Below are 26,121 nucleotides of genomic sequence, written 5' to 3'. Positions count from 1 at the left end.
ACATGAGGGTGTTAGCGTAAGCACAGTGTGCGTAATGGTAAGACCTCTGGGGCTGACAGCTAAATCAACAGTACCGAGTGGCAATTAAATATGCTAGCCTAACCCTCCGCAATAGTTGGCTCATTTTGACGTTTACCGATTCGTCGTTTGGCTGTCTAAATTGACATACGCGTTGCGGCGCCCAGCGCTGCCCCTTGTGGCCGCTGCTTGTGTTTGTTTTTAAGTAAAATAATAAAAGAAAGTAAATATCATGAAATTACAGCAGCTAAAGTACATAGTTGAGGTGCTTAATCATAACCTCAATGTGTCCGCCACCGCAGAGAGTCTTTATACCTCCCAGCCGGGGATTTCTAAGCAAGTTCGTATGCTTGAAGACGAGCTCGGTGTGCAGATATTTGGCCGCAGTGGTAAGCATTTGACCCATGTTACCAGCGCCGGTAACGACATTATTAATATTGCTCGAGAAATTCTTTCTAAGGTTGAGGGCATTAAAGCCGTGGCCAATGAGCATACCTTGCCGGATCAGGGTAAACTCAATATTGCCACCACCCATACTCAAGCCCGTTATGCCTTACCTGGTGTGATCCAGGGCTTTATGAAAAAGTATCCGGCGGTGTCCTTGCATATGCATCAGGGCACGCCACAGCAAATCTCTGACGCCGCCGCCCGCGGTGATGCGGATTTTGCCATTGCCACCGAGGCATTGCATTTGTATTCGGATCTAGTGATGCTGCCTTGTTATCACTGGAATCGCAGTATTGTCGTGGCTAAGGATCACCCCTTGGCGAAAAAGGCCCATAGCCTCACCATAGCCGATATTGCCCAATATCCACTTATCACCTATGTCTTTGGTTTCACCGGTCGCTCCGAGCTGGACAAGGCCTTTAACGCCCATGGTCACGAGCCGCATATCGTCTTTACCGCCACCGATGCGGATGTGATTAAAACCCTATGTGCGTTTAGGATTGGGAGTGGGTGTGGTTGCCTCTATGGCCATAGATCAGGTGAGCGACACAGATCTGGTCTGTATCGATGCCAGTCATTTGTTTGAAGCCAGCACCACTAAGATTGGCTTTAGAAAGGGCACCTTCCTGCGCGGCTATATGTACGACTTTATCGAGCGTTTTGCCCCGCATCTGACTAAAGACAGAGTAGAAAAAGCCTGTTTGTTGCGCAACCAGGACGATGTGGATGCCATGTTTGCCAATATTGAGCTGCCGGTACGCTAAGCGCTGGCGCTTTTGAGCGTATTAAAAAAGGCGACCTAGGTCGCCTTTTTTATTTGTAACTCGAAGCCGAGTTAACACTCAATAATATTAACCGCAAGACCACCACGGGCGGTTTCCTTGTACTTGGTTTTCATATCATTGCCCGTATCCCACATGGTCTTAATCACCTTGTCCAGGGACACTTTTTGCTCGCCGCTGCCACGCATGGCCAGACGAGAGGCATTAATGGCTTTCACCGCGCCCATGGCGTTACGCTCGATACAAGGTACCTGCACCAGACCACCAACCGGATCGCAGGTTAGGCCCAGGTTGTGTTCCATGCCGATTTCCGCAGCATTCTCAACTTGAGTGGCATTGCCACCCATGATTTCGGTGAGCGCACCGGCGGCCATGGAGCAGGCCACGCCCACTTCGCCCTGACAGCCTACTTCGGCGCCGGAGATAGAAGCGTTTTTCTTATACAGGATGCCAATAGCCGCTGCGGTGAGCAGGTAACGGGTGGCGATTTCCTTATCCACTTCCTTGATAAAGGTGTGGTAGTACATAAGCACCGCAGGCAAAATACCCGCCGCACCATTGGTCGGCGCCGTTACTACGCGGCCGCCGGCGGCATTTTCTTCATTCACCGCCAAGGCGAATAAATCAACCCAGTCCATGGCGCGCAGTGGGTCGTTATTGCTCTCAACATTGAGCTTTAAATACAGGCTTGGGGCGCGACGGCGTACCTTAAGGCCACCGGGTAAAATACCTTCCGTGCGTATGCCGCGCTCGGTACAGGCTTTCATTACTTCCCAGATATGGAAGAGTTCATCGCGAATATCGCTCTCGCTGCGCAGCGTTTTTTCATTGGCCATCATTAGGCTGGAGACGCTTAGCCCTGACTCTTTACACAGCTCTAAAAGCTCCTGGGCGCTATCAAAGAGGTAGGGCGCCGGATTTTGCTCGCGAATATCCAGTGCCGCCTGTTTTTCTTTATCGAAATCTTCATCGCTGACGATAAAGCCGCCGCCGATGGAGTAGTACACCTGGGAGGCGATAATCTCTTTGTCTTTAAAGGCTATCAGCTCCATGGCATTAGAATGCTTGGGCAAGGTTTTACGGCGATGGAAGACAATCGCGCCTTGCTTGGGAAATTTGACCTGATGCTTTTTGTCGAGGTGAATGACTTGCTCTTGCTCGATTTTGTCTAGGATATCCGGTACCGCATCGGCATCAACGGTTTCAGGATCATAGCCGGCTAATCCTAAGATCACCGCCTTACCCGAGCCGTGGCCGACCCCCGTTTGGCCTAACGAGCCAAACAGCTCGGCTTTAACTTCGGTAACATCCTTAAGCTTACCTTGCTGCTCAAGAGCTTGGACAAACAGTCGCGAGGCACGCATAGGGCCTACTGTGTGCGACGAGGAGGGTCCAATACCAATGCTGAACATATCGAATGCACTGATCATATAACCTATTACTCACATAACCTTTGAACGGTCGGCCATGATAACGTTAAATAATTATAGATGTAATCCCGGGAACTGATTTTCTTTGCGGTGTTTTTTAGCTGTTCAGGCCAAGCTGTTGAATGAATTGGTTGATGATGCGCTCGGTAGCGCCCCATAGCACTCCGTAGGGCGTGTTCAGTAAAGGAAATTCTAAGGGGGAACCGCTGCGCTCAACGCGAAGAGGGTACCAGTTTTGGCGCTCAACCAGGGTTGAAAAGGGCATAAAAAATGCGGCATCCACTTCATTGCGATCCAGTTGCCAATGGGCACCGGGGTGCAGATAGGCCAGATAGGGGGTAATGACCATGCCGCCGAGGGTTTCAATATCCCCGAGGTGACCGATAATATCCACCTCGCGGGCGTCAATATTGAGTTCTTCATGCAGCTCGCGCAGCGCCGTGTGCCTGAGACTGGCGTCCTGGCGCTCCTGCTTGCCGCCGGGAAAACATAATTGACTGGGGTGACTGCGTAAATGGCGAGGGCGTTTACACAGCAGGACCTGAGCGCCCTGGGGCGAGTCGCTAAGCAGCATAACCACAGCGCTGCGCCGTTTTGGGTGGCGCTTAGGCTGCGGAACTGTAACCTGCGAGAGGTTAAAGCGGCTGATCAACTGGGCACAGGTACTGGCTGGCAAAAGGCGATACTCACTCTAATACGGGTAAGATTTTATTTACCTTATGGTAGGTTTCCTGGTATTCCAAATCAACATTTGAGTCCGCGACTATGCCGCCGCCGGCCCAGCAGTAGAGCTTATTTTCGTTCGCAACCAAGGTGCGAATGGTAATGCTGGTGTCCATATCGCCGCAGGCGCTGAGATAACCGATAGAGCCGCAATAGGCGCTGCGTCTGTGTGGCTCCAGCTCTTCGATGATCTCCATGGCGCGGATTTTCGGCGCTCCGGTGATCGAGCCTCCTGGAAAAGCGGCGCGCAGCTGATCTATGGCGGTTTTACCTTCCGCCAGTTGGGATTGCACCGTGCTGACCAAATGATGCACCGCCGGGAAGCTCTCGATAGCAAACAGCGAGGGTACGGTGACGCTGCCGGGCTTGGCTACTTTACCTAAATCGTTGCGCAGCAAATCCACTATCATGACGTTCTCGGCGCGATCCTTTGGCGAGCTCGCAAGTTGCTCGGCCAGCGCCTTGTCTTCTTGCGCATCCTTACTGCGCGGCAGTGTGCCCTTGATGGGCTTGGTTTCCACTTGCTTGCCTTTTACCTCGATAAAGCGCTCCGGCGAGATGGACAAAATGGCGCCTTGGGTTAGGCGAATAAAAGCGGAAAAGGGCGCTCTGTTATGCTCGCGCAGACGCTGATAGGCTTGCCATTCACAGCCCTGGTACTGGGCGCAGAAGCGCTGTGCCAGGTTGATTTGGTAACAATCGCCGCTGCGCAAATAGTCCTGAATTTTGGCAAATTGCTGCGCATAAAACGCATAACTCATATTCGATTGCCACTTTGAGCTCAGGGCAAAGTCACCGGCCTTGGGGGCCTTTTCAAGCTGGTTGAGGTATTTTTGTAATCCGGCTTCGGCGTCGATACTAGGCTGCGCCAGGTAATACCATTGCTTGGCGGTCTTATCAAAAATCAGCGCATCGAGATACAAACCAATTTGCATCTCGGGCAGGTGAATATCTTTTTCGGCGGTTTCGGGCAGTCGCTCCAATAAGCGACCCAGATCATAGCCAAAATAGCCAAGCCAACCGCCGTTAAAGGGCAGGCCATAAGGGGCTCTGTCCGGGCATAGTGTGCCGAGCTCGGCCTGCATTTGCACAAAAACGTCTTGTTCTAGGGGCTGGTTGTCCAACATAGCCTTGCCATCTTCAACACTGAGCCACTTGGTAGGCGCAAAGGCGATGATGTCATAGCGACTATTGACATGGCTATCGCTTGCCGAGTCGAGGAAAATAGCCCCCGGCAAATGGTGAAAATGGGTAAAAACATCACAGGGTTGTGCCTGTATTGGCGCCTTGATGCAGTGCAATTGCGATTTTGTCATTATCTTCAACTCGAAGAGCTAGCCCGAAACGGGCTGGGAGGGTATCATAAGTTACACTTTTTCAGAAGTCGCGGTCTCTCACCGTGCGCACGTCACCGAGTTGTCGTGCCTGCCATTGCTTGTTAATGGCACCACGACCCAGTATGAAGGAAGATTTATGAGCACTATTCGTCAGCAAGACTTCATCGACAGCATTGCCGATGCGTTGCAGTACATTTCGTTTTATCACCCATTGGATTTTGTTCAGGCGCTTGAAAAAGCATATAACAAAGAGCAAAACAAAGCGGCAAAAGATGCCATTGCACAAATCCTAATTAACTCTCGTATGTCTGCTGAAGGCAAACGTCCACTGTGTCAGGATACGGGTATCGTGACCTGTTTCGTAAAAGTGGGTATGGACGTGAAGTGGGATAAAACGGACATGACGGTGCAGCAAATGGTTGACGAAGGTACCCGTCGCGCTTACCTAAATCCGGATAATCCACTGCGTGCCTCTATCGTTGCCGATCCTGCTGGTTCACGTAAGAACACCAAGGACAATACGCCATCTGTTGTGCACATCGACCTGGTACCAGGTGGTGAAGTGGAAGTGATGATCGCTGCTAAGGGTGGCGGCTCTGAAAACAAAACCAAGATGGTCATGCTTAACCCGTCTGACGATGTCGCCGAGTGGGTTGAAAAAACCTTACCAACCATGGGCGCAGGCTGGTGTCCGCCGGGCATGCTGGGTATAGGTATCGGCGGTACCGCAGAAAAAGCCGCGGTACTGGCAAAAGAATCTCTTATGGATCCGGTTGATATTCACGAGCTAATGGAGCGTGGCGCCGAAACTACAGAAGAAAAACTGCGTCTGGAAATCTTTGAGCGTGCCAACAAAACAGGTATTGGCGCACAAGGTCTGGGCGGTTTAACCACGGTTGTTGATATCAAGGTTAAAACCGCGCCAACGCACGCGGCCTCTAAGCCGGTGGTGATGATCCCTAACTGTGCGGCGACCCGTCACGTACACTTCACGCTAGATGGCAGCGGTCCGGCCGACCTTAAAGCGCCAAAGCTTGAAGACTGGCCAGAAGTGACTTGGGAAGTGGGTGCAGACACGCGTCGCGTAAACCTTGATACCCTGACCAAAGAAGATATCAAAGAGTGGAAGATGGGTGAGACCGTGCTACTAAGCGGTAAAATCCTCACAGGTCGTGATGCTGCGCACAAACGCCTGCAAGGCATGATCGAAAGCGGTGAAGGCATGCCAGAGGGTGTGGATTTCACCAACAAGTTTATCTACTACGTGGGCCCGGTTGATGCCGTCGGCGACGAAGTGGTAGGCCCAGCAGGCCCAACAACTTCAACGCGTATGGATAAATTCACCGACCTGATGCTGGAGAAAACCGGCCTTATCGGCATGATAGGTAAAGCAGAGCGTGGCCCGGCAACCGTTGAGTCAATCAAAGAAAACAAAGCGGTTTACCTGATGGCCGTCGGCGGCGCCGCTTACCTGGTTGCTAAAGCAATCAAGAAAGCCCGCGTGGTGGCGTTCGAAGACCTGGGTATGGAAGCCATCTACGAATTTGAAGTGGAAGACATGCCTGTAACCGTAGCGGTAGACAGCGAAGGTGCCAATGCGCACACTCAAGGTCCAGCTATTTGGAAAGCAAAAATCGAAGAATTGGACGGCGCTTTAAAGTAATGTCTAAACCTTAGAAAAAGAGCGCTTTTGCGCTCTTTTTTATGGAGTAAAATAATGATAACAACAACTCGTATCGCCGCCGCATTGGCGCTAAGTGGTCTCAGTCTCAGTGTTTTCAGTCAAAGTGCTCAGGCCGATGTACTGACGGTAGATAAACTTAATAACCTAAACAAAATTCACAGCGTGGCGCTGTCACCCGATGGTAATACCCTGATCTACGCCATTAAAACGCCTGAGGGTAGTGAGCTTTACGCCCAGGCGCTAAACGCAATTGGTGCGATGGCCTCGTCGCTGCAAGCGCAACCGCCACAAGTAAAGCAATTAACCTACAGCGCCGGCACCGAGTCGGACGTCAGCTTTAGTGCCGACGGTAAGGGCATCTATTTTCTATCGTCGCGCTCCGGCTCACAGCAGCTTTGGTATTTGCCATTAGCCGGCGGTGAAGCCAAGCCTATCACCCAATTCCCGCTGGATATCGAAGGCTATCGTTTGAGCGCTGATAACCGCTCCTTGGTGGTGACGTTTGATGTGTATCCCGAATGTGACACGCTTGCCTGCTCACTCGACAAAGAGAAGCAACAGCAGAGTGTTGCCCATAATGCACAGGTTTACGATAGCCTGATGGTGCGTCATTGGGATCACTGGAATGATGATAAGGTCAGACATTTGTTTGTTGCCAGCATGGGCAAGGAGATCATTAAAGATGCCAAAGACCTGACGCCGCAATGGCAAACTGATGTGCCGGCCAAACCATTTTCCGGCATGGAAGAAGTAGCCATTAGTCCGGATGGGCAAAAGGTGGTGTTTAGCGCCAAGGTGAAGGCCAAGGACAATGCCTGGAGCACCAACTTTGACTTGTTCGAAGTAGCCATTGAAGGCGGTGCGGTGCGTAACCTGACCGAGGAAAATAAAGCCTGGGACTCAAGCCCGCAGTTTTCCAGTGATGGTCGTTATCTTGCCTATAAGGCCATGAGTAAACCCGGCTTTGAAGCGGATAAGTTTACCCTGCAATTGATTGACCTGCGCACTGGTGAGCGCCAGTCCATGGCACAGCAGTGGGACAGAAGCGTCGAGGGCTTTAGCTTTGGTCCTAATGGCCGTGCAATCTATGCCACCGCCAAAGATTTAGGACAAACCAGCTTATTTGAAATCAGCACCGCCTTTGGCGATGTGCGCAGCCTGTTCTCCGACGGTTACGTCGGCGATGTGCAGGTGCAGGGTCAGCAGATCATCTTCTCCCGCCACGCCCTTAATTCTCCCAAAGAGCTGTATCGTATTAATCGCGATGGTGCCGGATTGAGTCAACTGACTCAGGTGAATAAAGCCAACCTAGAAACCCTGCAACTGGGTGAGACGGAGCAATTTTCGTTTACCGGCGCCAACGATGAGCAGGTGTATGGTTATTTGGTTAAACCGGCCTTATTCGACCCGCAGCAACGTTACCCGCTGGCGTTTTTAGTGCACGGCGGCCCGCAGGGTTCATTCGGCAATATGTTCCATAGCCGTTGGAATGCGCAGTTGTGGGCGGCACAAGGTTATGGCGTGGTGATGATAGATTTCCATGGCTCGGTGGGCTACGGCCAGGAATTCACCAACTCTATCTCCCGGGATTGGGGCGGTAAGCCGCTTGAGGACTTACAAAAAGGTCTGGCCTATGTGAAGAGCAACTATAAGTGGCTTGATACCGATAACGGTTGTGCGCTCGGCGCCTCTTACGGCGGTTATATGATGAACTGGATAGCAGGCAACTGGCCGACCGGCTTTAACTGCCTGGTAAACCACGCCGGTTTGTTCGATATGCCGAGTTTCCACCAAAGCACCGAAGAGCTGTGGTTTGCTGAGCATGAAATGGGCGGGCCATTTTGGGCTAAAGACGCGGACTATAAGCGTTATAACCCGGCCAACTTTGTTGAAAACTGGCAAACTCCTATGCTGGTGATTCAGGGCCTGAAGGACTATCGTGTGCCTTATGCGCAAAGCCTGGGTGCCTTTACTACCTTGCAGCGCAAGGGCATCGACTCACGCCTGGTGGTTTACCCGGATGAAAACCATTGGATCCGCAATCCGGATAATCTTAAACACTGGTATGAGCAAGTATTTACCTGGATGGCGAAATACACTCAGTAATATCATCAAGTCTGACCAGTAAACTTGGGCTGGCGCTTTTTCGGCGCCAGCTCCCGCCACCTCGGGGTTAGACAATTCCCCAATGCGTATTAAAATATTTACATCATTATTGCCGTTGACGTAAACGTCACTACCTAAGGGGTAGATGTTATTACTAAGCTGGCTGAAGTGGTTCCAAAATTTGCTTTTTGGTATTTAGCTGCATATTTTTTTCAAATAATTAAGGTAAGTGGGAAGCAATATTTGCATTGTTAACCAGTCGAGACTTTATCATCTCATTGAGTGGTAAGAGACGTGACTTAGTGATAGAGTCAGCGGCAATTTCAGCGCACCCGTATCTCGGGTATAAAGTTCGGAGAATAATAGTGGCTGTTTTTAATCAAGTTGACTTCGATAACCACGAGCAGGTGGTATTTTGTAGCGATAAAGAATCAGGCCTTAAGGCAATTATCGCAGTTCACAACACCAAGCTAGGTCCAGCGGTAGGCGGTTGTCGTCTGTGGAACTACGCCAGTGATGAAGACGCAGTAACAGACGTTCTGCGCCTGTCTAAGGGTATGACTTACAAAAACGCGGTAGCGCGTTTACCGTTCGGCGGTGGTAAGTCGGTGATCATAGGTGATGCGAAAACGATTAAATCGGAAGCTTTGTTCCGTGCCTTTGGTAAGCAACTAGAGCGTATGGGTGGTAGCTACTACTCGGCCGAAGACGTAAACATCACCACAGGTGATGTGATGGTTATGCACAAAGAGACCAACTATGTAATGGGTCTTGAAGGTAAAAGTGGTAACCCTTCGCCTTTCACCGCGCTAGGTACATTCCTAGGTATTAAAGCAGCGTATCAGCACAAGCACGGTCACCAAAACCTTGAGGGCGTCAAGGTGGCAGTACAAGGTTTGGGCGCGGTTGCTTACGACCTATGTAAACACCTGCACAATGCCGGTGCTGAGCTATTCGTAACGGACATCAATGAAGAGTCGGTTGCCCGTGTTGTTAATGCGTTCAATGCGACTGCCGTGGGCATCGATGAAATCTATGACCTGGATGTAGACGTATACGCACCTTGTGCCCTGGGCGCAACGGTAAACGACAATACCATTCCACGCCTTAAGGCTGGCATCATTGCCGGTTGTGCAAACAACCAGCTAGCCGAGTCTCGTCACGGTGAAATTCTGCGTGAGAAGGGCGTTCTTTACGCACCGGATTACGTGATCAACGCTGGTGGTATCATCAACGTATACTACGAGACGAAAGAAGAAGGTTACAGCGCAGAAGCGGCTACCAAGCACGTTGAGGGCATTTACGATACCCTGATCGAAATCTTCCAACGTTCAGACGTTGAACAGGTTTCTACGCACGTGGTTGCTGACGAACTGGCTGAAGAAATTATTGCCAACGGGCTTTAATCTTTTCTTATGCCAATTCTGTTAAGTATGTGATCAGATATAGCGCTGGATAAATGATGTGATAACAAGGCGGAACTTTTCTTATGTAGTTATTCTCCATAGAAAAATTCCAACGCAGTTAGCACGATATTTAGCCCGCTAGAATGATTAGCTATTTAAGTGAATTGGTATTACTTGCGCGTAATAGATTGCGCCGCAATGATGAATAAGGCATGCTCCAGAGCGTGCCTTTTTTATACGTAATTACCTTATGTCAACATCTTACACTCATGTCGATTTAGATAACTGGGAAAGGCAGCAGCACTTTTCCTTTTTTAAAGATTTCCAACAACCTTACTTTAATGTGTGCGTCAGCCTCAGGGCCGAACCCTTGTACGATTATTGTCGTGTTCAGCAAAAGTCTTTTTTCTTAGCCTATCTTTATTTAGCACATATTAGCGCCGCCGAATATTGGCCCATGGGTCTGCGCATTGTCGATGGCCGTCCGGTGCATTGTGCCAACCCCAGTATCAGCGTGGTGCAATTGGCGGACGATGACACCTTCCGTTTTAGTTATTTGCCTTCGGTGCAAGGTTTTAGCGAGTATTGTCAGCAGCACGCTCAGGCCAAGACCCGAGCCTTACAACAGCCCTTGTTTAGTGAAGGCTTTGCCGAAAGTGAAGGGCGCTGTGATTTAATTCATGTGTCCGTGCTGCCTTGGCTTAACTTTTCCGCCTTTTCTCATGCCACCCATGAGGGTAATGCCAGCGGTGTGCCTAAGCTGGTATTTGGCCAATATGATAAGGGCACCGGCAGCATGACCTTATCTTTAGATGTGCACCATGCGCTGATGGATGGCCTGCATAGCGGCCAGTTTATTGGACAATTACAGCAAAAATTTCGCGATCCGCAGCGCTACCTAACCGGCTAGTTAACAGTTAAGCCATGAAAAATGTGAAGGTGGACGCTAAATGATCAGGTAATCCTTTGTAATTACGCCACAAGCGTGTAAAGTGATACGTTCATCTTATGTTAATGTTGCCTCAAACCAAGAATTAAGAATTCAAATAGGCTAGGTGCGCTTTACTTTTATTTCCATGACGTTAATTTTCAGCATATTTACTTTTGTATTTTTGACTCTTGCTGCGTCTTTACAGGCAGTTGAGCAGATCCCTACGAGCTCCCCCGGCTCTGAAGTTGCCCCTGTGTTTGCTAATGCGGCTGTTAACGTCCCTGAAAATGTCCCCCTGAGTCATTATTTTGCTGAAACCTGGGATACCCGTGATGGCCTCCCTCACAACAGTATTAATGCCCTAGCACAGACTCCTGATGGCTATATTTGGGCTGGTACCTGGGAAGGGGTGGCGCGCTTTAATGGCCGTAAATTCACCTTGTTTACTCGCGGTGAGGAAACGGGTTTACCCGATTCCGGGATACGCAGCCTGAGCCTGGATAGTCAAACTCATGAGTTGTATGTAGCCGGCTCTCGCGGCGGTGTGAGCAGCGTCAAGGGCAACTTTTGGCAGGCCTTGCCAGCTGCAGCCTATATGATCAACTTTGCGCTGCGTGTAAGCGATGGCGCATTATGGCTGGCGCTTGAAGACGGAGGCGTAGTGCGTCGCTATCAAGGGCAAGATCTGCATTTTCTCACCGGAGCCAGCACTTACCATGTTCTCGAGCAGGGCGATAAGGTGTGGGTGGCCAGCAGTGATGGCTTATATGTTTATCAAAACGGGCAAATGCAGCGCCCTGAAACGACTAACAATGCCCTCAATGGCATGACTTATAAGCTGGCGCTGGATCATAACCAGCGCTTGCTTGTCGGTGCTGAGCAGGGCATTTGGCGTGAGGAGAACAGAGGCTTCAAGTTGCTGGATAAAGCGCTTAAGCATGAGTCTGTGTCGGCGGTGATGGTCGATTACCGTGGCGATATTTGGTTTGGCACCATTAACCACGGTTTGTTTCGCTACAGTGAGTTTGGCCTAGAAAAACTCGATGCCAATGTTGGCCTGCCGAGCAACCGTATTCTTTCTTTATTAGAAGACCAGGAACGCAGTATCTGGATTGGCACCAATGCCGGACTATTTCGCCTGCGTCAGGCTCCTTTTACCACTCTAAGCCACTCGCGGGGGCTCTCCGGCGATTATGTAAGAACCCTGTTAAGTCATAGCGACGGATACCTGTATCTTGGCACCAGCAATGGTTTAAATCGCTATCAAAATGGCCGAGCCACGCCCCTGGGGCAGCGCCCTGGCGCGCCCATTTCGGTATTAAGTCTGACCTCGGCCAGTGACGGCGGTATTTATGTCGGCACCTATACCGACGGCCTGATGTATTTCGATGGGCGGAAGTTAACCAGCTATTTAAACCGTGATACCGGCTTGCCCAGCAATGAAGTGCGCGCCGTTTTGGAGCAGGATGACGGTGGTGTTTGGATAGGCACCGCAGGGGGGTTAGTGCACCGAGATAGGCACGGGCAGTTGCAGTTCTTTACCGATGAGGACGGTTTGCCGGGCAACTTTATTATGGCCTTAAGCGAAGATTATAAGGGGCGTATTTGGGTTGGTACTGGGGTTGGCTTGGGCTACTTCGAGCAGGGCCAGTTTTATCGATTGTCGTTAGATGAGCAATTCGATACAGAGTATGCCTTTGGCTTTCTAATGGAGCCTGGGCAGGTATGGATGGCCACTGACCGCGGCCTGGTACGCTATAACGGCGAGACCGGACAATTGCAGAAGGTGGGCAAGGAGCAAGGCTTACCCGTTGATAAACTGTTTGCCGTGGTGGTGGACGAATTCGATTACTTCTGGCTTAGCAGTAACCGAGGCGTTATGCGCGTTAGCCGTGCAAGTATCATCGCCAGTATGGAGCAGCCCGCGCGGCAAATGGAATACACCTTGTTTGATCAGGGGGATGGCATGCTGAGCTCGCAAGCCAATGGCGGTTCTCAGTATCCGGCTATTTTGCATAACGACAATAATGTCTGGGTAGCCACTGCGCGTGGCGCCGTCATGGTGGACCCCAATAAACTCACCCGTATGGCTAATATGGCGTTGCCAGTGAGCATAGAGGCGGTGCAGTTCGATAGCCATCCGCAACAGGCCTATCAAAATACCGTGGTTGATGTGCCCCCGGAGCATAACCGTATTTCTTTTACCTATGCGGGACTCGGTTATGTGATGACCGAGCGTATTGAATATCAAACCCGGTTATTGGGCTACGAGCAACACTGGGTTGACCGTGGCAACCTGCATATTACCGAATACACTAACTTGCCACCGGGAAGTTATCGCTTCGAGGTGCGCGCCCGATATCCTTATGGCATCTGGCAAGCAAGCGGTGCTGCGGTAGAGATTAAAGTAGCGCCCAAGGTCTGGCAAACTTTAGGCTTTAAGATATTTGTTGTGGCGCTCTTGTTATTGCTCTTGCTGCTTGTTTATCGACTGCGTTTTTATCACCTTAAACGCTCCGAAGCGAGATTGAAAAAGCGGGTGAAGGAGCAAACTCAGGTGCTGGCGAAGCAAGCGCAGGCCTTTGAGCATCAGGCCACTCACGACCAGCTGACCGGCATTGCTAACCGCCGTGCCTTCGACCAGTGGTTAGTGGTGCATTTTGTCCAAGCGCAACGTGACGGGCAGCCGCTGAGCCTGCTGTTATTAGACATAGATCACTTTAAGCAAATTAACGATCATTATTCGCACCTGGTTGGTGATCAGGTCATTGCCACCGTGGTGCAGATTATCGCCCGCTGTTTACCGCCACAAGCGCTGTTTGCGCGCTGGGGCGGTGAAGAGTTCACCATCTTATTCCCAGGCCTTGATGAGGATGGGGCGCTGTGCTGGGCACAACGCATTCGCCATCAGATAGCCAGTTATGATTACTCGGTGCTGGCCCGCGGTCTGCAGGTCAGTGTCAGTATTGGCGCCGCCGATATCGACTGCGCGGTCAATGCCGATAGATTGTTATCACACGCCGATAAAGCCTTGTATCTGGCCAAAGAGCAAGGACGCAATCGCTGCCTGGGGCACCGCAGGGATTACCTCTTGTGCGAAGAGCTGCCTTAAACCAATTCACTTAAATAGCTAGGGTCTGCTTATCTTTGCGGTTAGATTCATCCATGAAGCTTGGTTACATCGCGCATCCATGCGCTTACCTCGCTAAGCTGCGAAGCATTGCTTCGGTCTGCTCGCCTATGCAGAATAACTACATAAGAAAAATTCCGCCTTGTTAGCACATCATTTATCCAGCGCTATATCTGATCACATACTCAACAGAATTGGTATTAGCGAATATCTACCACCTTACTGGCTTTTTTATAACGAATTTGCAGACCGCTCCAACTGGGTAACTCCCAGCGTTTGGGGGGGTCTTTGCGCTCACCGCTGTGATAATGGGCTATGACCCGCTTGGCCTTAAATAAATACTCAATATCTAGAGTCATCCCCGGCAACACCAGTTGCAGCGGAAAACGCTCCATAAACTCCTTGCTCTGCCAGGGTTCAAGCCCTTGGTAATATAGATCTTCCGCCTCAATAAGCATTAAATCTTCCTGGCTTTGAATTCCTAATTCAACAAGTCTGGCTCGTAAATGCTCGCCAGCGGTGGCAAGGCCTTGCTCCTGCTGGTGATAAAGCAGATAGAGATTATGGTAGGCAAGGGCGTCGCTCACCTGCTGAGCAACCCCGGGAAATAAGGTGCCATCTAATATCAGCTCGGTTAGCGCAGGTAGTAGCTGCTCATCGTCTACCCGGGTATCCATGCTAGTAAGGGTAACTTGGGCGTAGCTGTATGTCAGGGTGGCTCTTATTTCACCCGCCAGTCCCTCGTCCGTATTTACCTCATCAGGATGCCAGTAATAGTTGCTGAGTCTTGGTGTGGTCGGGGCAAATTCCAACACCTGCTTTAAGGTCAAAGGCGCGCATAAGGTTGCCAAAGTATCGGCGTGTTTTTTGCCTTTGCCCGCCAGTGCAAAGGTGGCCAGGACCAGAGCAGCTTCTTGTTCCTCGGTTAACAAGGAGTTTTTTGCCGGGCGAATTTCCAGTTCGCCATTGCCAAAGCCGCCGCGGCGGTTATCTCGGCGCACAAAAATACAATCCGGGCGCGCCCTGGCTATGGCTTGTATCAGCGCCTGATAATCGAAACGGGCGCAGCGTTCAATCTCGGGCAATTGATAGGCCGAGCGTAAATAATTGCTGTAGGTTTGTGCTTCAGTCAGAGCCGTCTCTTCTATGTGCAGGTGCTCATTGCACTGACCGCGCAGCGCGGCAATGCACAGGGCGATATCACTGTGTTTAAGGTGCTCACCCAAGGCCTTGGCTAACTCGGCAAGTGTGTCTTGGTTTGGCAGCGAATAAAGCTGCGCCGGTGTGGCGATAACCGCAGCCAAGTCTATCATGGCCTGGCGCAAGGTGGAGCTGGGCATTTTTTCTATCAGGTAACCTAGCTCTGCATCCACGGGCAGGGGATAAATGCGTCGCCCCAACTCGGTGGCCAGGCCTTGGGCATCAATGGCATCGAGCTTGCTCAAGGTCTGTTTTGCCCGAGTCAGACTGGAAGGTGCCGGCGGCGTCAGCAGTTCAAGATTATCTATGGCGATACCAGCACAGGCGCTGGCCAAAACCAACTCATCCAGGGCTTCGCGCTCTATCTCTACCGGCGTCTGTGCCAATAGCGGTGCATGCTCACCAAAAAGCGCGATATAAAGACCCGGTGCGGTGCGCCCACACCGCCCCTTACGCTGTAGCTGTGAGTCTCTGGCTATGGCATCGAGCCCAAGCACGGTTTTGCCTTTGCGCAGATGGGTACGCCGTTCAAGGCCGGAGTCTATCACACACTCTATTCCCGGTACCGTCAGTGAGGTTTCGGCAACGTTAGTGGCGAATATAATGCGGCGCTGCATGCCTTCTAGCATGGCACAGCGTTGCTCGCTCACTGGGCTGGCACCATGCAGGGCAATGCCCTCGGCGGGCAGGTCGCGACAGGCACTGAGGCAGCTGTTAATTTCCGCGCGGCCGGGTAAGAATACCAGGATATCTTTGTTGCTGTGCTCTAACGCATAAGCGCAGGCCTGGCGCACCCGTGGGGCCAAGTCAAAACGCGAGGGCATACTTTGGCTGTTGTCAGCCAGATATTCACAGTCTATTGGGAAAATTCGGCCTTCACTGTGCAGGGTTTTGGCGCCTAAATAGCCGGCCAATCGATCATCATTGAGGGTGGCCGAGGTGACGATTAGGCGATGGCTGTTATGCTGCTTTAGCAGTGCCAATAACAGATCTGTATCCCAGCGACGCTCGTGGAATTCGTCCAGCATCACCACATCATAATCGCTTAGTTTATTTTCGAAAAACCAGCGCAAGGCCACCCCTGGAGTGGCAAACACCACTTGAGTCTGCTCACTCAGTTGGGCCTCAAAGCGAATGGCAAAGCCAATTTCTTGCCCAGGCTTTTGTTGCCTTTGCATCGCCAGATAGTCCGCCAGAGAAGTGGCGGCGATGCGTCTAGGCTGCACGACCAAAACGCGCCCCTGAGCTTTGGCCCAAAGGGGTAAGCAGGTTGACTTACCACTGCCTGTGGGAGCATGAACTATGACATTGTGGTGTTCTAGGGCGGCTAAAAAGGCCTGCTCTATCGCGTAGATGGGAAGCGTCATGATGTGTTTTTATTCGTGAATTTGTGTCGTTGAGATTGAAATAGCGGGCTAAGGGTCATATTTACAAGTAACTATGTCAAGGAATTAACAGATGATAAATGTCTTATTGATAGGCCTGATGCTGGTGTTTGTGCTTGTGTATTGGCGCCAGGACGAGTTGCGTTTGCGTCTATGGCGACGTAAATATCAAGGTGCCGCTTTAAACCAGGCACAACAGCAGTTACTGCAAAGGGCCATGCCTATCTATCGCGCCATGACGGATGCAGATAGGGCTAAGCTGGAGCGTCATATCTGTTGGTTTTTAGGAGAAAAACGTTTTTTAGGTCGCGATGGCTTAAGGGTCAATGAGGCCATGAAGCTGGTAGTGGCGGCCAATGCCAGTCTGCTTATGCTCAATAAACCCTGGCCTTTGTATCCCAATGTTAAAGAGATATTGCTGTACCCCAGTGCCTATTATGCCGATGTGACCGAGCGTGATATGGCCGGTCTGGTCAGTTACCATCAGGTGGTACGTGAAGGCGAATCCTGGCCTGGCGGCACCCTGGTATTAAGCTGGCATGATGTGCTTGAGGGCAATCGCTTGCCCGGCGATGGCCACAACCTGGTGTTTCATGAATTTGCCCATCAACTCGACCAGGTGACCGGACAAACCAATGGCACACCTTTATTGGCAAATAGGCAAAGCTACCAGCGTTGGGGTGAGGTGTGTTCGCGCGCCTTTAATAAGCTTAAGAGCCATATCGCCTACAATATGCCTCATGTTATGCATGGTTATGGAGCCACCAATGAGGCGGAGTTTTTCGCCGTAGCCACCGAAACCTTTATCGAGAAGCCCGCCGCCATGCGCCAGTTTGATGCCGAGCTTTTTAATGTCCTTAAAGACTATTATCAGTTTGATCCCAGTGACTGGCAGCGCTAGTTGACGCATAAGCTAAGCTTGATTAAACACAAACCTAGCAATGAGAGCAATGGGGGGACATCCATCCCTCATTTTCGCCCATTAACCCCAACTGACTTTCCCTTTGTCACACATTTTGTTTTAGTAGGGGGTGATAATAACTAAATCCGATGAGAACTCTATGAAGACTCCATTATACAGTGCCTTGGCACTGGCAATTTCCCTGGCTCTGCCCTTGGCGCAGCCAAATGCTTATGCCGAGGAAGCCGCAAAAGAAGAACAAAAATGGCAAGTAGACAGCCCACAGGGCGAATTTTTGGATGCGAAAATCAGCGTCAACCAGGGCACCTGGATGAACGTGGATATCAGCCCTGATGGTCAAACCCTGGTATTTGACCTGCTCGGTGATATTTATACCATGCCGATTAGCGGCGGTAAGGCCACTCAGCTGACCTCGGACATCGGCTGGCAAATGCAGCCGCGCTTTAGCCCTGATGGCCAACATATCGCCTTTACCTCAGACCAAGGCGGTGGCGACAATATTTGGGTGATGAAGGTCGATGGCTCAGAGCAAACCCAGGTGACCAAAGAATCCTTCCGCCTGTTGAATAGCCCGGCCTGGAGCCCGGACGGCGACTTTATCGTTGCCCGTAAACACTTTACCGCCAGTCGTTCGCTGGGTGCCGGTGAAGTATGGATGTATCACAAGGCCGGTGGCTCGGGTGTGCAGTTAACGGAGCGCCCAAATGACCAAAAAGACCTGGGCGAGCCGGCGTTTTCACCGGATGGCCGTTATGTGTATTTCTCTCAGGACGACACCCCAGGTAAGACCTTCCACTATTCCAAAGACTCGGTGCAAGGCATCTACAAAATTAAGCGTTATGACCGCGAAACCGGTGAAATTGAGACCATACTAAGCGGCACAGGCGGCGCTATTCGTCCAACGCCATCGCCCGATGGCAAGACCTTGGCTTATATCAAGCGCGATGACTTCCAAAGCACGCTTTACCTCTATGATTTAGAGTCAGGTAAAGAAACCAAGCTGTACGATAAGCTTGAGCGTGATATGCAGGAAACCTGGGCCATTCACGGCGTGTATCCAACCATGGCCTGGACGCCGGACAATGACTCACTGGTATTTTGGGCCGGCGGTAAAATCCATAAGCTGGACCTAGACAATGGCGAGAGCGAAGAAATCGCTTTTGAGGTTGAAACCACCAAGTCGATTCAAAAGGCGCTGCGTTTTACGCAAAACCTGGATACCGATGAATTTGACGTAAAAATGCTGCGCAATGTGCAGGTGTCGCCGGACGGTGAAACCGCGATTTTCGAGGCCATGGGTCATATCTACAAGCGCGACCTTGAATCGGGCAAGGTTAAACGCCTGACCAAGCAAGACGATCACTTTGAGTTTTTCCCAACCTTCTCACGTGATGGTAAGCAAATCGCCTATGTTACCTGGGACGACGAAAAGCAGGGCAGTGTGCGTGTTGTTTCTGCACGCTCGGGCCGCGGTGATACCCTAACCACAGAGCCGGGCAAATATGTGGAACCGGCATTTAGCCCGGATGGTGAAACCCTGGTCTTTAGAAAGTCATCCGGCAGCAGTTTGCTGGCGCCGGAGTGGTCGCTTAAACCGGGTATCTATGCGGTCAATATAGATAAGCCGAAAAAGCCTGAGCTAATCACCGAGCACGGCTATCAGCCGCAATTCGGTAAAGACAATGACCGCGTTTATGTGATGAGCCCTTGGCCTAAGCCGACCTTCAGCGTGGTTGAGCTAGAGAGTAAGAAAATTCGTAAGCTGTATGAGTCCGAGCATGCCACCGAATTCCGCATCTCGCCCGATGGTCAGTACCTGGCGTTTGCCGAGCGCTTCAAGGTATATGTAACGCCTTTCGTTGAGCGTGGCAAAACCATCAGTATAGGCCCGAAAGACAGCCAGTTCCCGGTTGAACAGCTTTCTGTGCGCGCTGGTGAGAACATCAGCTGGAGCGGTAGCAGCGATCGCCTGTACTGGAGCCTGGGCCCTGAGCTTTACCATGCCTCTCTCGATGGCATGTTCAATATTAAAGGCGATGCCGATGCCGACTTTAAGGTGAAAAGCGGCGAAAATATTGGTTTCAAAAAAGCCATGGCCGAGCCTAAGGGCATGATTGCCCTGGTTGGTGCCAAGGTGATCACCATGAAGGGTGAGCAGGTTATCGATAACGGCGTGGTCTTAACCGATGGCAAGCATATTAAAGCCGTAGGTGCACAGGCCGATGTGCAGATCCCTGAAGGCGCTAAGATAATTGATGTGGCCGGAAAAACTATTATGCCGGGGATCATTGATGCCCACGCCCACGGCGGCCAAGGTAGTGATGAAATTATTCCCGAGCAGAACTGGAAAAACCTGGCCGGTCTATCCCTGGGTGTCACCACTATTCACGATCCAAGTAACGATACTACGGAAATCTTCGCTGCCAGCGAAATGCAAAAAGCCGGCGAGATAGTGGGCCCACGTATCTTCTCCACCGGTACTATCCTCTATGGTGCTAATATGCCGGGTTACACCTCGCACGTTGATTCTCTGGATGATGCCAAATTCCATCTTGAGCGCTTGCAGAAGGTAGGTGCCTTTAGCGTTAAATCCTACAACCAGCCGCGCCGCGATCAGCGCCAGCAGGTGGTTGAAGCAGGACGCGAATTGGGCATGATGGTGGTACCTGAAGGTGGCTCACTATTGCAGCATAACCTCACCATGGTGATCGATGGCCATACCACCATAGAGCACTCTATTCCGGCGGCCAATATCTATGATGATATTCGTCAGCTGTGGTCGCAAAGCGACGTGGCTTATACGCCTACGCTTGGCGTGGCTTACGGCGGTATCTGGGGTGAGAACTACTGGTACGATAAAACCGAGGTGTGGAACCACCCGCGTCTAAGTAAATTTGTCCCTAAAAACCAGTTATTGCCACGCTCTATGCGTCGCACCAAGGCGCCTGAACATCACTACAACCACTTCAATAACGCCCGTGTTGCCGGCGAGTTGCAAGACCAGGGGGTGTTAGTGAATGTGGGTGCCCACGGTCAACGTGAAGGCCTGGCAGCGCATTGGGAAATGTGGATGTTTGCCCAAGGCGGCATGACGCCCCTTGAGGTGATCCGCACCGCCACCATAGACCCGGCCAAAACCTTAGGGTTGGATAAAAACCTGGGCTCTTTGGAAGCAGGTAAACTGGCGGACTTAATTGTGATTGACGGCGATATCCTCAGCGATATTCGTCAGTCCGATAAGGTGCAATACACCATGATAAACGGTCGTTTATATGACGCCGAAACCATGACGGAAGTGGGTAAAAAAGCACGTACTAAGCTGTTTTTTGAATAACTCCTTCTAGGTTTTTCAGAGCATTTAGGCCCGTATTTTACGGGCCTTTTTATGCTTAAAAACTGGGCATATAGCTTGCCTGATATCCCGAATTGCTTGCCTTAGCCTAGGGCTAAGGTACACTGCCGCCAGTATTTATTTTTAAGGATAACCATGAAAAATCTGGTAATTATGTTAACGCTATTGAGCGTGTTGTTTACCGCCAGCTTCGATGCCCAGGCGCGTAAAAAGTTTGGCTCGAAACGCACGACCGGTAAGACCGAGCAAACTCAGACCACACAAAAACAGCAAACCACGGACACCAGCACGGTGGCGGCGAAGAAAACCTCGAGCAAAAAAGGCATTATGGCCGGTGTGCTTGGCGGCCTGCTGGCCGGTGGTCTAATTGCCGCCATGATGGGTGATGACTTTGAAGGCGTGCAACTGCTGGAAATTCTATTACTTGCAGGTATCGGATTTTTACTCTTTAAGTTTATTCGCTCGGCGATGCGTAAAAACCAGCCGCGTCCCATGATGGCGACGCCGCATGGCCAGGCCTATGCGAGCCAGGGTCTGTGGCAGCAAAGCAGCGCCTCGGCTCAGCCTCAGCCGCAACCTAGCTCTGTGCCCATGCAACTACCGCCAAACTTTGACCAGGTCGGCTTTATACGCGCTGCCAAAGAGCACTATGTCACCATTCAGCAGGCATGGAATGACAATAACTTTGGCGTGGTGTCGGAGTATTTGGCTCCCGAGCTTATCGAGGAATTTAAGGCGCTGCGCGCCGAGCAGGGCGAGGTACTCACCGAAGTGTTGTTTGTTGATGCCAATATTGTTCGCGCCAGCTGCGACAATGATGTGTGGGCTATCAGCATCCACTTTAGCGGCCAGTATCAGGACCGTATTGCCCATGCCAAGGAGCGTATCGATGAGATTTGGCATATGGAGCGTAAAAACAGCGAAGCGGCGCCTTGGTTGATTGTCGGCACCGAAGACTTGGTTGACTAAGCCAAGCGCTAATTTTCTCTAACAAGGCCGCATATGCGGCCTTTTTCGTTTAACTCACTCCTTGCTGGCGATAGCCCCGCGGCGATACGCCAAAATGGCCCTTAAAGCTGCGGCTAAAATGACTGACGCTGTTAAAGCCGGTTTCAAAGCAGGCATTGGTAACCGACTTGCCCTGATTGAGCAACAGCTGCGCCCGCTCTAAGCGGCGCTTAAGAATATAGGCTTGAGGGCTGACCCCAAAGCGCTGGCGAAAGGCGTTAAAAAACTTGCTGCGGCACATACAGGCCAGGCTGCACAGGGTATCGACATCAATAAGGCCGCCGAGGTTGTGCTCAATATGAGCGACCACAGCATGCCAGAGGGTGGCTTGAGGGTCTTGCTGGGCACAGCTTAGTAACTTGCTATGCTCTTGCTCACGCAGTAAGCGCACCAGTAATTCGGTGCTGGCAAGCTCAATGAGTAAGCCTCTGTCTTTCTCATTTTCACTAAATGCCTCAATTAATCTTTGATACACGCCCTGGGTGCTGGCGCTGTGATTGAGCTGCAAGGTGGCGGTTTGCGTGGACGCCTCACTATCGCTTCGCAGGCGCATTTGCCCGGCTACCTGATGCAGCTTTTGGGTGTCTATTTCTATGGTCAAACAACGGGTCGGTGTGCTCAAGGTGGCGTCGGGGAAGTCTATGGCTACATGCTCTTGTGGCGCAATTACAAAGCTCTGTCCGGGGATAAAGTCCTGGCCCTGACTCAGGCTCGAATGGTGCATCACCTTACGCCCTTGGATCATGGCGCAAAACATAATTTCGTCTGCCTTAAAGGGCACACCGTCACTGTGCTCATAGGTGTCGTATAAACACAGTTGCACGCCATCGGCGTTAAACACCGAGCGGTGATCGACCAAGGTATCGAGGCGCTCAATTGCATCTGGGTGTGTGGCTGCTGGCATGGCTAGGCTCCTTTGCTATGACCATAGCTTGTTTAAGGCGTGCTCTAGCATGGCCAAAAAGTGTACTTGGAGTCAAGCAAGATGGAATGCCAATCAAGTTTTTATCGGCAAATTGGTCTAGCGTTAAAGGGATTGCAGCAAAGAAGGACAATAACAATGATCTATGCAAAACCTAATTCAACCGACGCCCTGGTGTCTTTTGCCGCCCAATACGAGAATTACATTGGTGGGGCCTGGGTGCCGCCTGTGGATGGTAATTATTTTGATAACACCACGCCGGTTACCGGTGAGGTCTTCTGCCGCGTGCCGCGCTCGAACGACAAAGACATCGAGCTGGCATTGGATGCGGCGCATCAGGCCAGAGCCGCCTGGGGAAAAACCTCGGTCACCGAGCGCAGCAATCTGCTGCTGAAAATTGCCGACCGTATCGAGGCTAATCTGGAACAGTTGGCGGTGGCGGAAACCTGGGATAACGGCAAGGCGGTGCGAGAAACCCTGAATGCGGATATTCCTTTGGTGGTGGATCACTTCCGTTATTTTGCCGGTTGTATTCGTGCCCAGGAGGGCAGTATCGGTGATATCGACGAAAACACCGTGGCCTATCATTTCTATGAGCCCCTGGGTGTAATCGGACAGATCATCCCGTGGAACTTCCCGCTGCTGATGGCTGCATGGAAACTTGCGCCGGCCCTGGCTGCTGGTAACTGTGTGGTGCTAAAACCCGCCGAGCAAACTCCGGCATCGATTTTAAAGCTGGTCGAGGTAATTGGCGACTTGCTGCCCCCGGGTGTACTTAATGTGGTTAACGGCTATGGCGCCGAGGCCGGCCAAGCCCTGGCCACCAGTACCCGCATCGCCAAAATCGCCTTTACCGGCTCCACCCCGGTCGGTGCGCATATCCTAAAATGTGCCGCCGAAAACATTATCCCGTCAACGGTGGAGCTTGGCGGTAAATCACCCAATATCTACTTTGAAGATGTGCTTGAGCAATCGGATGAGTTTATCGATAAGTGTGTGGAAGGCGCTGTGCTGGCGTTTTTCAACCAGGGCGAGGTCTGTACTTGTCCATCGCGTTTATTGGTGCAAGAGAGTATCTATGATGAGTTTATCGCCAAGGTGGTCGAGCGGACCAAACAAATTAAGCGCGGTAATCCGCTTGATACCGAAACCATGGTCGGTGCCCAGGCATCGCAGCAGCAATTCGATAAGATCATGAGCTACTTTAGCATTGGCCGCGACGAGGGCGCCGAGGTGCTTATTGGCGGTGATGCGGAGCGTTTCGATAACGAGTTTAGTCAGGGTTACTATATTCAGCCGACTCTGTTTAAGGGCACCAATCAGATGCGGGTATTCCGTGAAGAAATCTTCGGCCCGGTAGTGAGTGTTACCACCTTTAAGGATGAAGCCGATGCCATTGCCATCGCTAATGACACCGAGTTTGGTCTGGGCGCCGGTTTATGGACACGGGATATGAACCGCGCTTATCGCATGGGCCGCGCCATAGAAGCGGGTCGCGTTTGGACTAACTGTTATCACCATTATCCTGCTCATGCGGCCTTTGGTGGTTACAAGAAGTCCGGAGTAGGGCGAGAAACCCACAAGATGATGTTGGAACATTATCAGCAGACCAAAAACCTCTTGGTCAGCTACTCAGACAATGCCTTGGGTTTCTTCTAACCCGGCCTTTTAGCTAGGCTTTCCAGCTGGTTACCCAACCAACAAAAAAGGTGGCCTTAGCCACCTTTTTCATCTGTGCGCTTATTTGGTTTTTAAAATCCACTCGCTCAGCAGGCGCACACCGTAACCTGTGCCGCCCACATTCACTTCGCCTTTGGCCTTGCTGGACAGGGCATTCCCGGCGATATCAATATGTACCCAACGGGTGTCACCGGCAAAGTGTTGTAAGAAAGAAGCGGCAGTAGTTGCACCCGGACCGCCCGAGCCGACATTTTGTAAGTCGGCAATATCCGACTTCAGCATGTCTTTGTAGCCCAGCGGCAGACGCCATACCTGCTCATTCACTACCTTACCGGCGGCGGTAAGCTCGCTGATAAGCTGATCATCTTCAGAGAATACGGCGCTGTAGCGATCGCCCAGAGCGCGTACCTTAGAGCCGGTTAATGTGGCTACATCCACCATGATTTCGGGCTTATAATGCTCGCGGGCGTACCACATGGCATCGCTTAGCACCAGGCGGCCTTCGGCGTCGGTGTTCACCACTTCTACGCTTAAGCCTTCGGCAGTGCGTAGTACATCACCCGGGGCAATGGCGTATTGAGAAACCATGTTCGCTGCCATACCCATGACGGCAACGACATTGACATCGGCCTTGCTCAGCGCCATGGCTTTAACCGTGCCCAGTACCGCGGCGGCACCGGCCATATCTGACTTCATGCGTGCGATAGACGGGCCGCTTTTAATGCTGTAGCCGCCGGAATCAAAGGTAATGCCTTTACCTACCAGGGCGATAGGCGCTTCATCTGACCCCTTGTAATGGGCAACAACAAGGCGAGCGCCATGCTCACTGCCACGGCCAACGCCTTCTAAGGCACCCATGCCCAGCTTTTTAAGCTGTTTTGGCTCAAGTACGGTTACCTTGACACCGTATTGCTCAAGCTCTTTAGCGGCTTTGGCAAATTCGACCGGGGTCATTTCTGTGGCCACTTCTGAGGTTAGATCGCGGGCTAGAAATACGCCTTGCTCGATATGACTCAGGGCTTGGTAGGCCGCTTGAGCGCGCTCGGCGTTGGCAACGCTAAAGTGATAGCTGACGGTGGTTTTATCGGCGTCTTTTTTATAGACATCGAAGCTGTGATCGCGAAGGTTGGCACCGTGGGCAAACTGGGCTGCCAGTTGCGCATTGCTTAATTGGCCTTGTACCTCGGCAAAGGCCAAGTCAACCTGAGTGATTTTATCGGCTTTAAGTTGGCCATGAATATCACCACCTAGTTTTGCCAGATTGGCAGCGTTTAACTCATCCTTGTCACCCAAACCCACAACCAAAATGCGCTCATAGTTCGAGTCAATAGGTGCTAGAAGCTCAAATGTACTACCCTGGCTGGCATCAAATTGAGCGGCGTCCGCTGCTTTTTTCAGTTGCGCCTGAGTTGCTGCAGATAATTGACCCGCAGGTAAGTCTTGCCCTTTGGTTTGCATAACCACTAAGGTTTTTGCGCCGCTTAGGCCAGTAAAATTAAAATCTGCTGCATAAACATGAGCACTCAAGAGTGTGGCGGCAACCGCACTAAGACTAAAAATACGCGACATATTGCTCTCCTAGATTCGCAAAGTTGCGCCTTTTTACCTTATTTCACTATTAAAATTAACCAATTGGCGGTGAATGAACGAGAATTACA

General features: G+C 51.3%; 15 protein-coding genes and 1 pseudogene. 10 read left to right on the top strand and 6 right to left on the bottom strand.

The window, feature by feature from the left end:
• Positions 1–250 precede the first annotated feature (250 nt).
• Positions 251–1,229, top strand: a pseudogene (gene cysB, locus C2M35_RS08045) (HTH-type transcriptional regulator CysB).
• Positions 1,230–1,300: 71 nt separating this feature from the next.
• On the opposite strand, the gene C2M35_RS08040 reads toward cysB, so the two are convergent.
• The 3 genes from C2M35_RS08040 to pabB all read right to left on the bottom strand — a co-directional run bounded on the left by C2M35_RS08040 (position 1,301) and on the right by pabB (position 4,716).
• The gene (locus C2M35_RS08040) at positions 1,301–2,677 is read right to left on the bottom strand and encodes an L-serine ammonia-lyase (protein WP_105199170.1); all 1,377 of its coding nucleotides are present in this window, start codon (positions 2,675–2,677) and stop codon (positions 1,301–1,303) included.
• A gap of 97 nt (positions 2,678–2,774) precedes the next feature.
• Complete coding sequence (locus tag C2M35_RS08035; RefSeq protein WP_105265050.1) at positions 2,775–3,353, bottom strand: NUDIX hydrolase; 579 nt, start codon at positions 3,351–3,353, stop codon at positions 2,775–2,777.
• A 10-nt stretch (positions 3,354–3,363) separates the two neighbouring features.
• Positions 3,364–4,716, bottom strand: coding sequence for an aminodeoxychorismate synthase component I (gene pabB / locus C2M35_RS08030; protein WP_105265049.1), 1,353 nt, complete (start codon positions 4,714–4,716; stop codon positions 3,364–3,366).
• Between the two features lie 157 nt (positions 4,717–4,873).
• Between pabB and C2M35_RS08025 the strand changes: the two genes are divergently transcribed.
• The 5 genes from C2M35_RS08025 to C2M35_RS08005 all read left to right on the top strand — a co-directional run bounded on the left by C2M35_RS08025 (position 4,874) and on the right by C2M35_RS08005 (position 13,976).
• Positions 4,874–6,400, top strand: a complete 1,527-nt coding sequence (locus C2M35_RS08025) for a fumarate hydratase (protein ID WP_105265048.1) — start codon at positions 4,874–4,876, stop codon at positions 6,398–6,400.
• A 54-nt stretch (positions 6,401–6,454) separates the two neighbouring features.
• A complete protein-coding gene (locus C2M35_RS08020) occupies positions 6,455–8,527 on the top strand; it encodes a S9 family peptidase (RefSeq protein WP_105265047.1) in 2,073 nt (690 codons plus the stop codon).
• 365 nt (positions 8,528–8,892) lie between these two features.
• Positions 8,893–9,933 (top strand): Leu/Phe/Val dehydrogenase, encoded by a 1,041-nt coding sequence (locus C2M35_RS08015; RefSeq protein ID WP_105199175.1) that lies wholly within the window; start codon positions 8,893–8,895, stop codon positions 9,931–9,933.
• Between the two features lie 250 nt (positions 9,934–10,183).
• Positions 10,184–10,843, top strand: a complete 660-nt coding sequence (locus C2M35_RS08010; RefSeq protein ID WP_105199176.1) for a CatA-like O-acetyltransferase — start codon at positions 10,184–10,186, stop codon at positions 10,841–10,843.
• A 145-nt stretch (positions 10,844–10,988) separates the two neighbouring features.
• The gene (locus tag C2M35_RS08005; protein ID WP_158677942.1) at positions 10,989–13,976 is read left to right on the top strand and encodes a ligand-binding sensor domain-containing diguanylate cyclase; all 2,988 of its coding nucleotides are present in this window, start codon (positions 10,989–10,991) and stop codon (positions 13,974–13,976) included.
• Positions 13,977–14,194: 218 nt separating this feature from the next.
• Here the strand turns inward: C2M35_RS08005 and C2M35_RS08000 are convergent, their stop codons facing one another.
• Entirely contained in the window at positions 14,195–16,561 is a 2,367-nt protein-coding gene (locus C2M35_RS08000; RefSeq protein ID WP_105265045.1) for a DEAD/DEAH box helicase, read from the bottom strand.
• 91 nt (positions 16,562–16,652) lie between these two features.
• Here C2M35_RS08000 and C2M35_RS07995 point away from each other — a divergent pair, with 91 nt between their 5' ends.
• The 3 genes from C2M35_RS07995 to C2M35_RS07985 all read left to right on the top strand — a co-directional run bounded on the left by C2M35_RS07995 (position 16,653) and on the right by C2M35_RS07985 (position 21,822).
• Complete coding sequence (locus C2M35_RS07995) at positions 16,653–17,480, top strand: M90 family metallopeptidase (RefSeq protein WP_105265044.1); 828 nt, start codon at positions 16,653–16,655, stop codon at positions 17,478–17,480.
• A 160-nt stretch (positions 17,481–17,640) separates the two neighbouring features.
• Positions 17,641–20,835, top strand: a complete 3,195-nt coding sequence (locus tag C2M35_RS07990; protein WP_105265043.1) for an amidohydrolase family protein — start codon at positions 17,641–17,643, stop codon at positions 20,833–20,835.
• 153 nt (positions 20,836–20,988) lie between these two features.
• Positions 20,989–21,822, top strand: a complete 834-nt coding sequence (locus C2M35_RS07985; RefSeq protein ID WP_105265042.1) for a Tim44 domain-containing protein — start codon at positions 20,989–20,991, stop codon at positions 21,820–21,822.
• 49 nt (positions 21,823–21,871) lie between these two features.
• Here C2M35_RS07985 and C2M35_RS07980 read toward each other — a convergent pair whose 3' ends face one another.
• A complete protein-coding gene (locus C2M35_RS07980; RefSeq protein ID WP_105265041.1) occupies positions 21,872–22,765 on the bottom strand; it encodes a helix-turn-helix domain-containing protein in 894 nt (297 codons plus the stop codon).
• 156 nt (positions 22,766–22,921) lie between these two features.
• On the opposite strand from C2M35_RS07980, the gene exaC reads away from it, so the two are divergent.
• Positions 22,922–24,442 carry an acetaldehyde dehydrogenase ExaC gene (gene exaC / locus C2M35_RS07975; RefSeq protein ID WP_105265040.1) on the top strand — a complete coding sequence of 507 codons (1,521 nt, stop codon included), beginning with the start codon at positions 22,922–22,924 and terminating at the stop codon, positions 24,440–24,442.
• An 81-nt stretch (positions 24,443–24,523) separates the two neighbouring features.
• Here the strand turns inward: exaC and C2M35_RS07970 are convergent, their stop codons facing one another.
• A complete protein-coding gene (locus tag C2M35_RS07970) occupies positions 24,524–26,032 on the bottom strand; it encodes a leucyl aminopeptidase (protein WP_105265039.1) in 1,509 nt (502 codons plus the stop codon).
• Positions 26,033–26,121 lie beyond the last annotated feature (89 nt).

Origin of the sequence: Pseudoalteromonas sp. T1lg76, assembly GCF_002964725.1 — a bacterium.
Taxonomy (GTDB): Bacteria; Pseudomonadota; Gammaproteobacteria; order Enterobacterales; family Alteromonadaceae; genus Pseudoalteromonas.
This window is presented reverse-complemented; position numbering and strand designations above follow the sequence as displayed.

Coding starts and splice junctions, on each gene's coding strand:
- C2M35_RS08010 (WP_105199176.1), top strand. CDS start 10,184: ATGTCAACATCTTACACTCATGTCGATTTAGATAACTGGGAAAGGCAG.
- C2M35_RS07980 (WP_105265041.1), bottom strand. CDS start 22,765: ATGCCAGCAGCCACACACCCAGATGCAATTGAGCGCCTCGATACCTTG.
- C2M35_RS07990 (WP_105265043.1), top strand. CDS start 17,641: ATGAAGACTCCATTATACAGTGCCTTGGCACTGGCAATTTCCCTGGCT.
- C2M35_RS08000 (WP_105265045.1), bottom strand. CDS start 16,561: ATGACGCTTCCCATCTACGCGATAGAGCAGGCCTTTTTAGCCGCCCTA.
- C2M35_RS07985 (WP_105265042.1), top strand. CDS start 20,989: ATGAAAAATCTGGTAATTATGTTAACGCTATTGAGCGTGTTGTTTACC.
- C2M35_RS08025 (WP_105265048.1), top strand. CDS start 4,874: ATGAGCACTATTCGTCAGCAAGACTTCATCGACAGCATTGCCGATGCG.
- C2M35_RS07995 (WP_105265044.1), top strand. CDS start 16,653: ATGATAAATGTCTTATTGATAGGCCTGATGCTGGTGTTTGTGCTTGTG.
- pabB (WP_105265049.1), bottom strand. CDS start 4,716: ATGACAAAATCGCAATTGCACTGCATCAAGGCGCCAATACAGGCACAA.
- exaC (WP_105265040.1), top strand. CDS start 22,922: ATGATCTATGCAAAACCTAATTCAACCGACGCCCTGGTGTCTTTTGCC.
- C2M35_RS07970 (WP_105265039.1), bottom strand. CDS start 26,032: ATGTCGCGTATTTTTAGTCTTAGTGCGGTTGCCGCCACACTCTTGAGT.
- C2M35_RS08040 (WP_105199170.1), bottom strand. CDS start 2,677: ATGATCAGTGCATTCGATATGTTCAGCATTGGTATTGGACCCTCCTCG.
- C2M35_RS08020 (WP_105265047.1), top strand. CDS start 6,455: ATGATAACAACAACTCGTATCGCCGCCGCATTGGCGCTAAGTGGTCTC.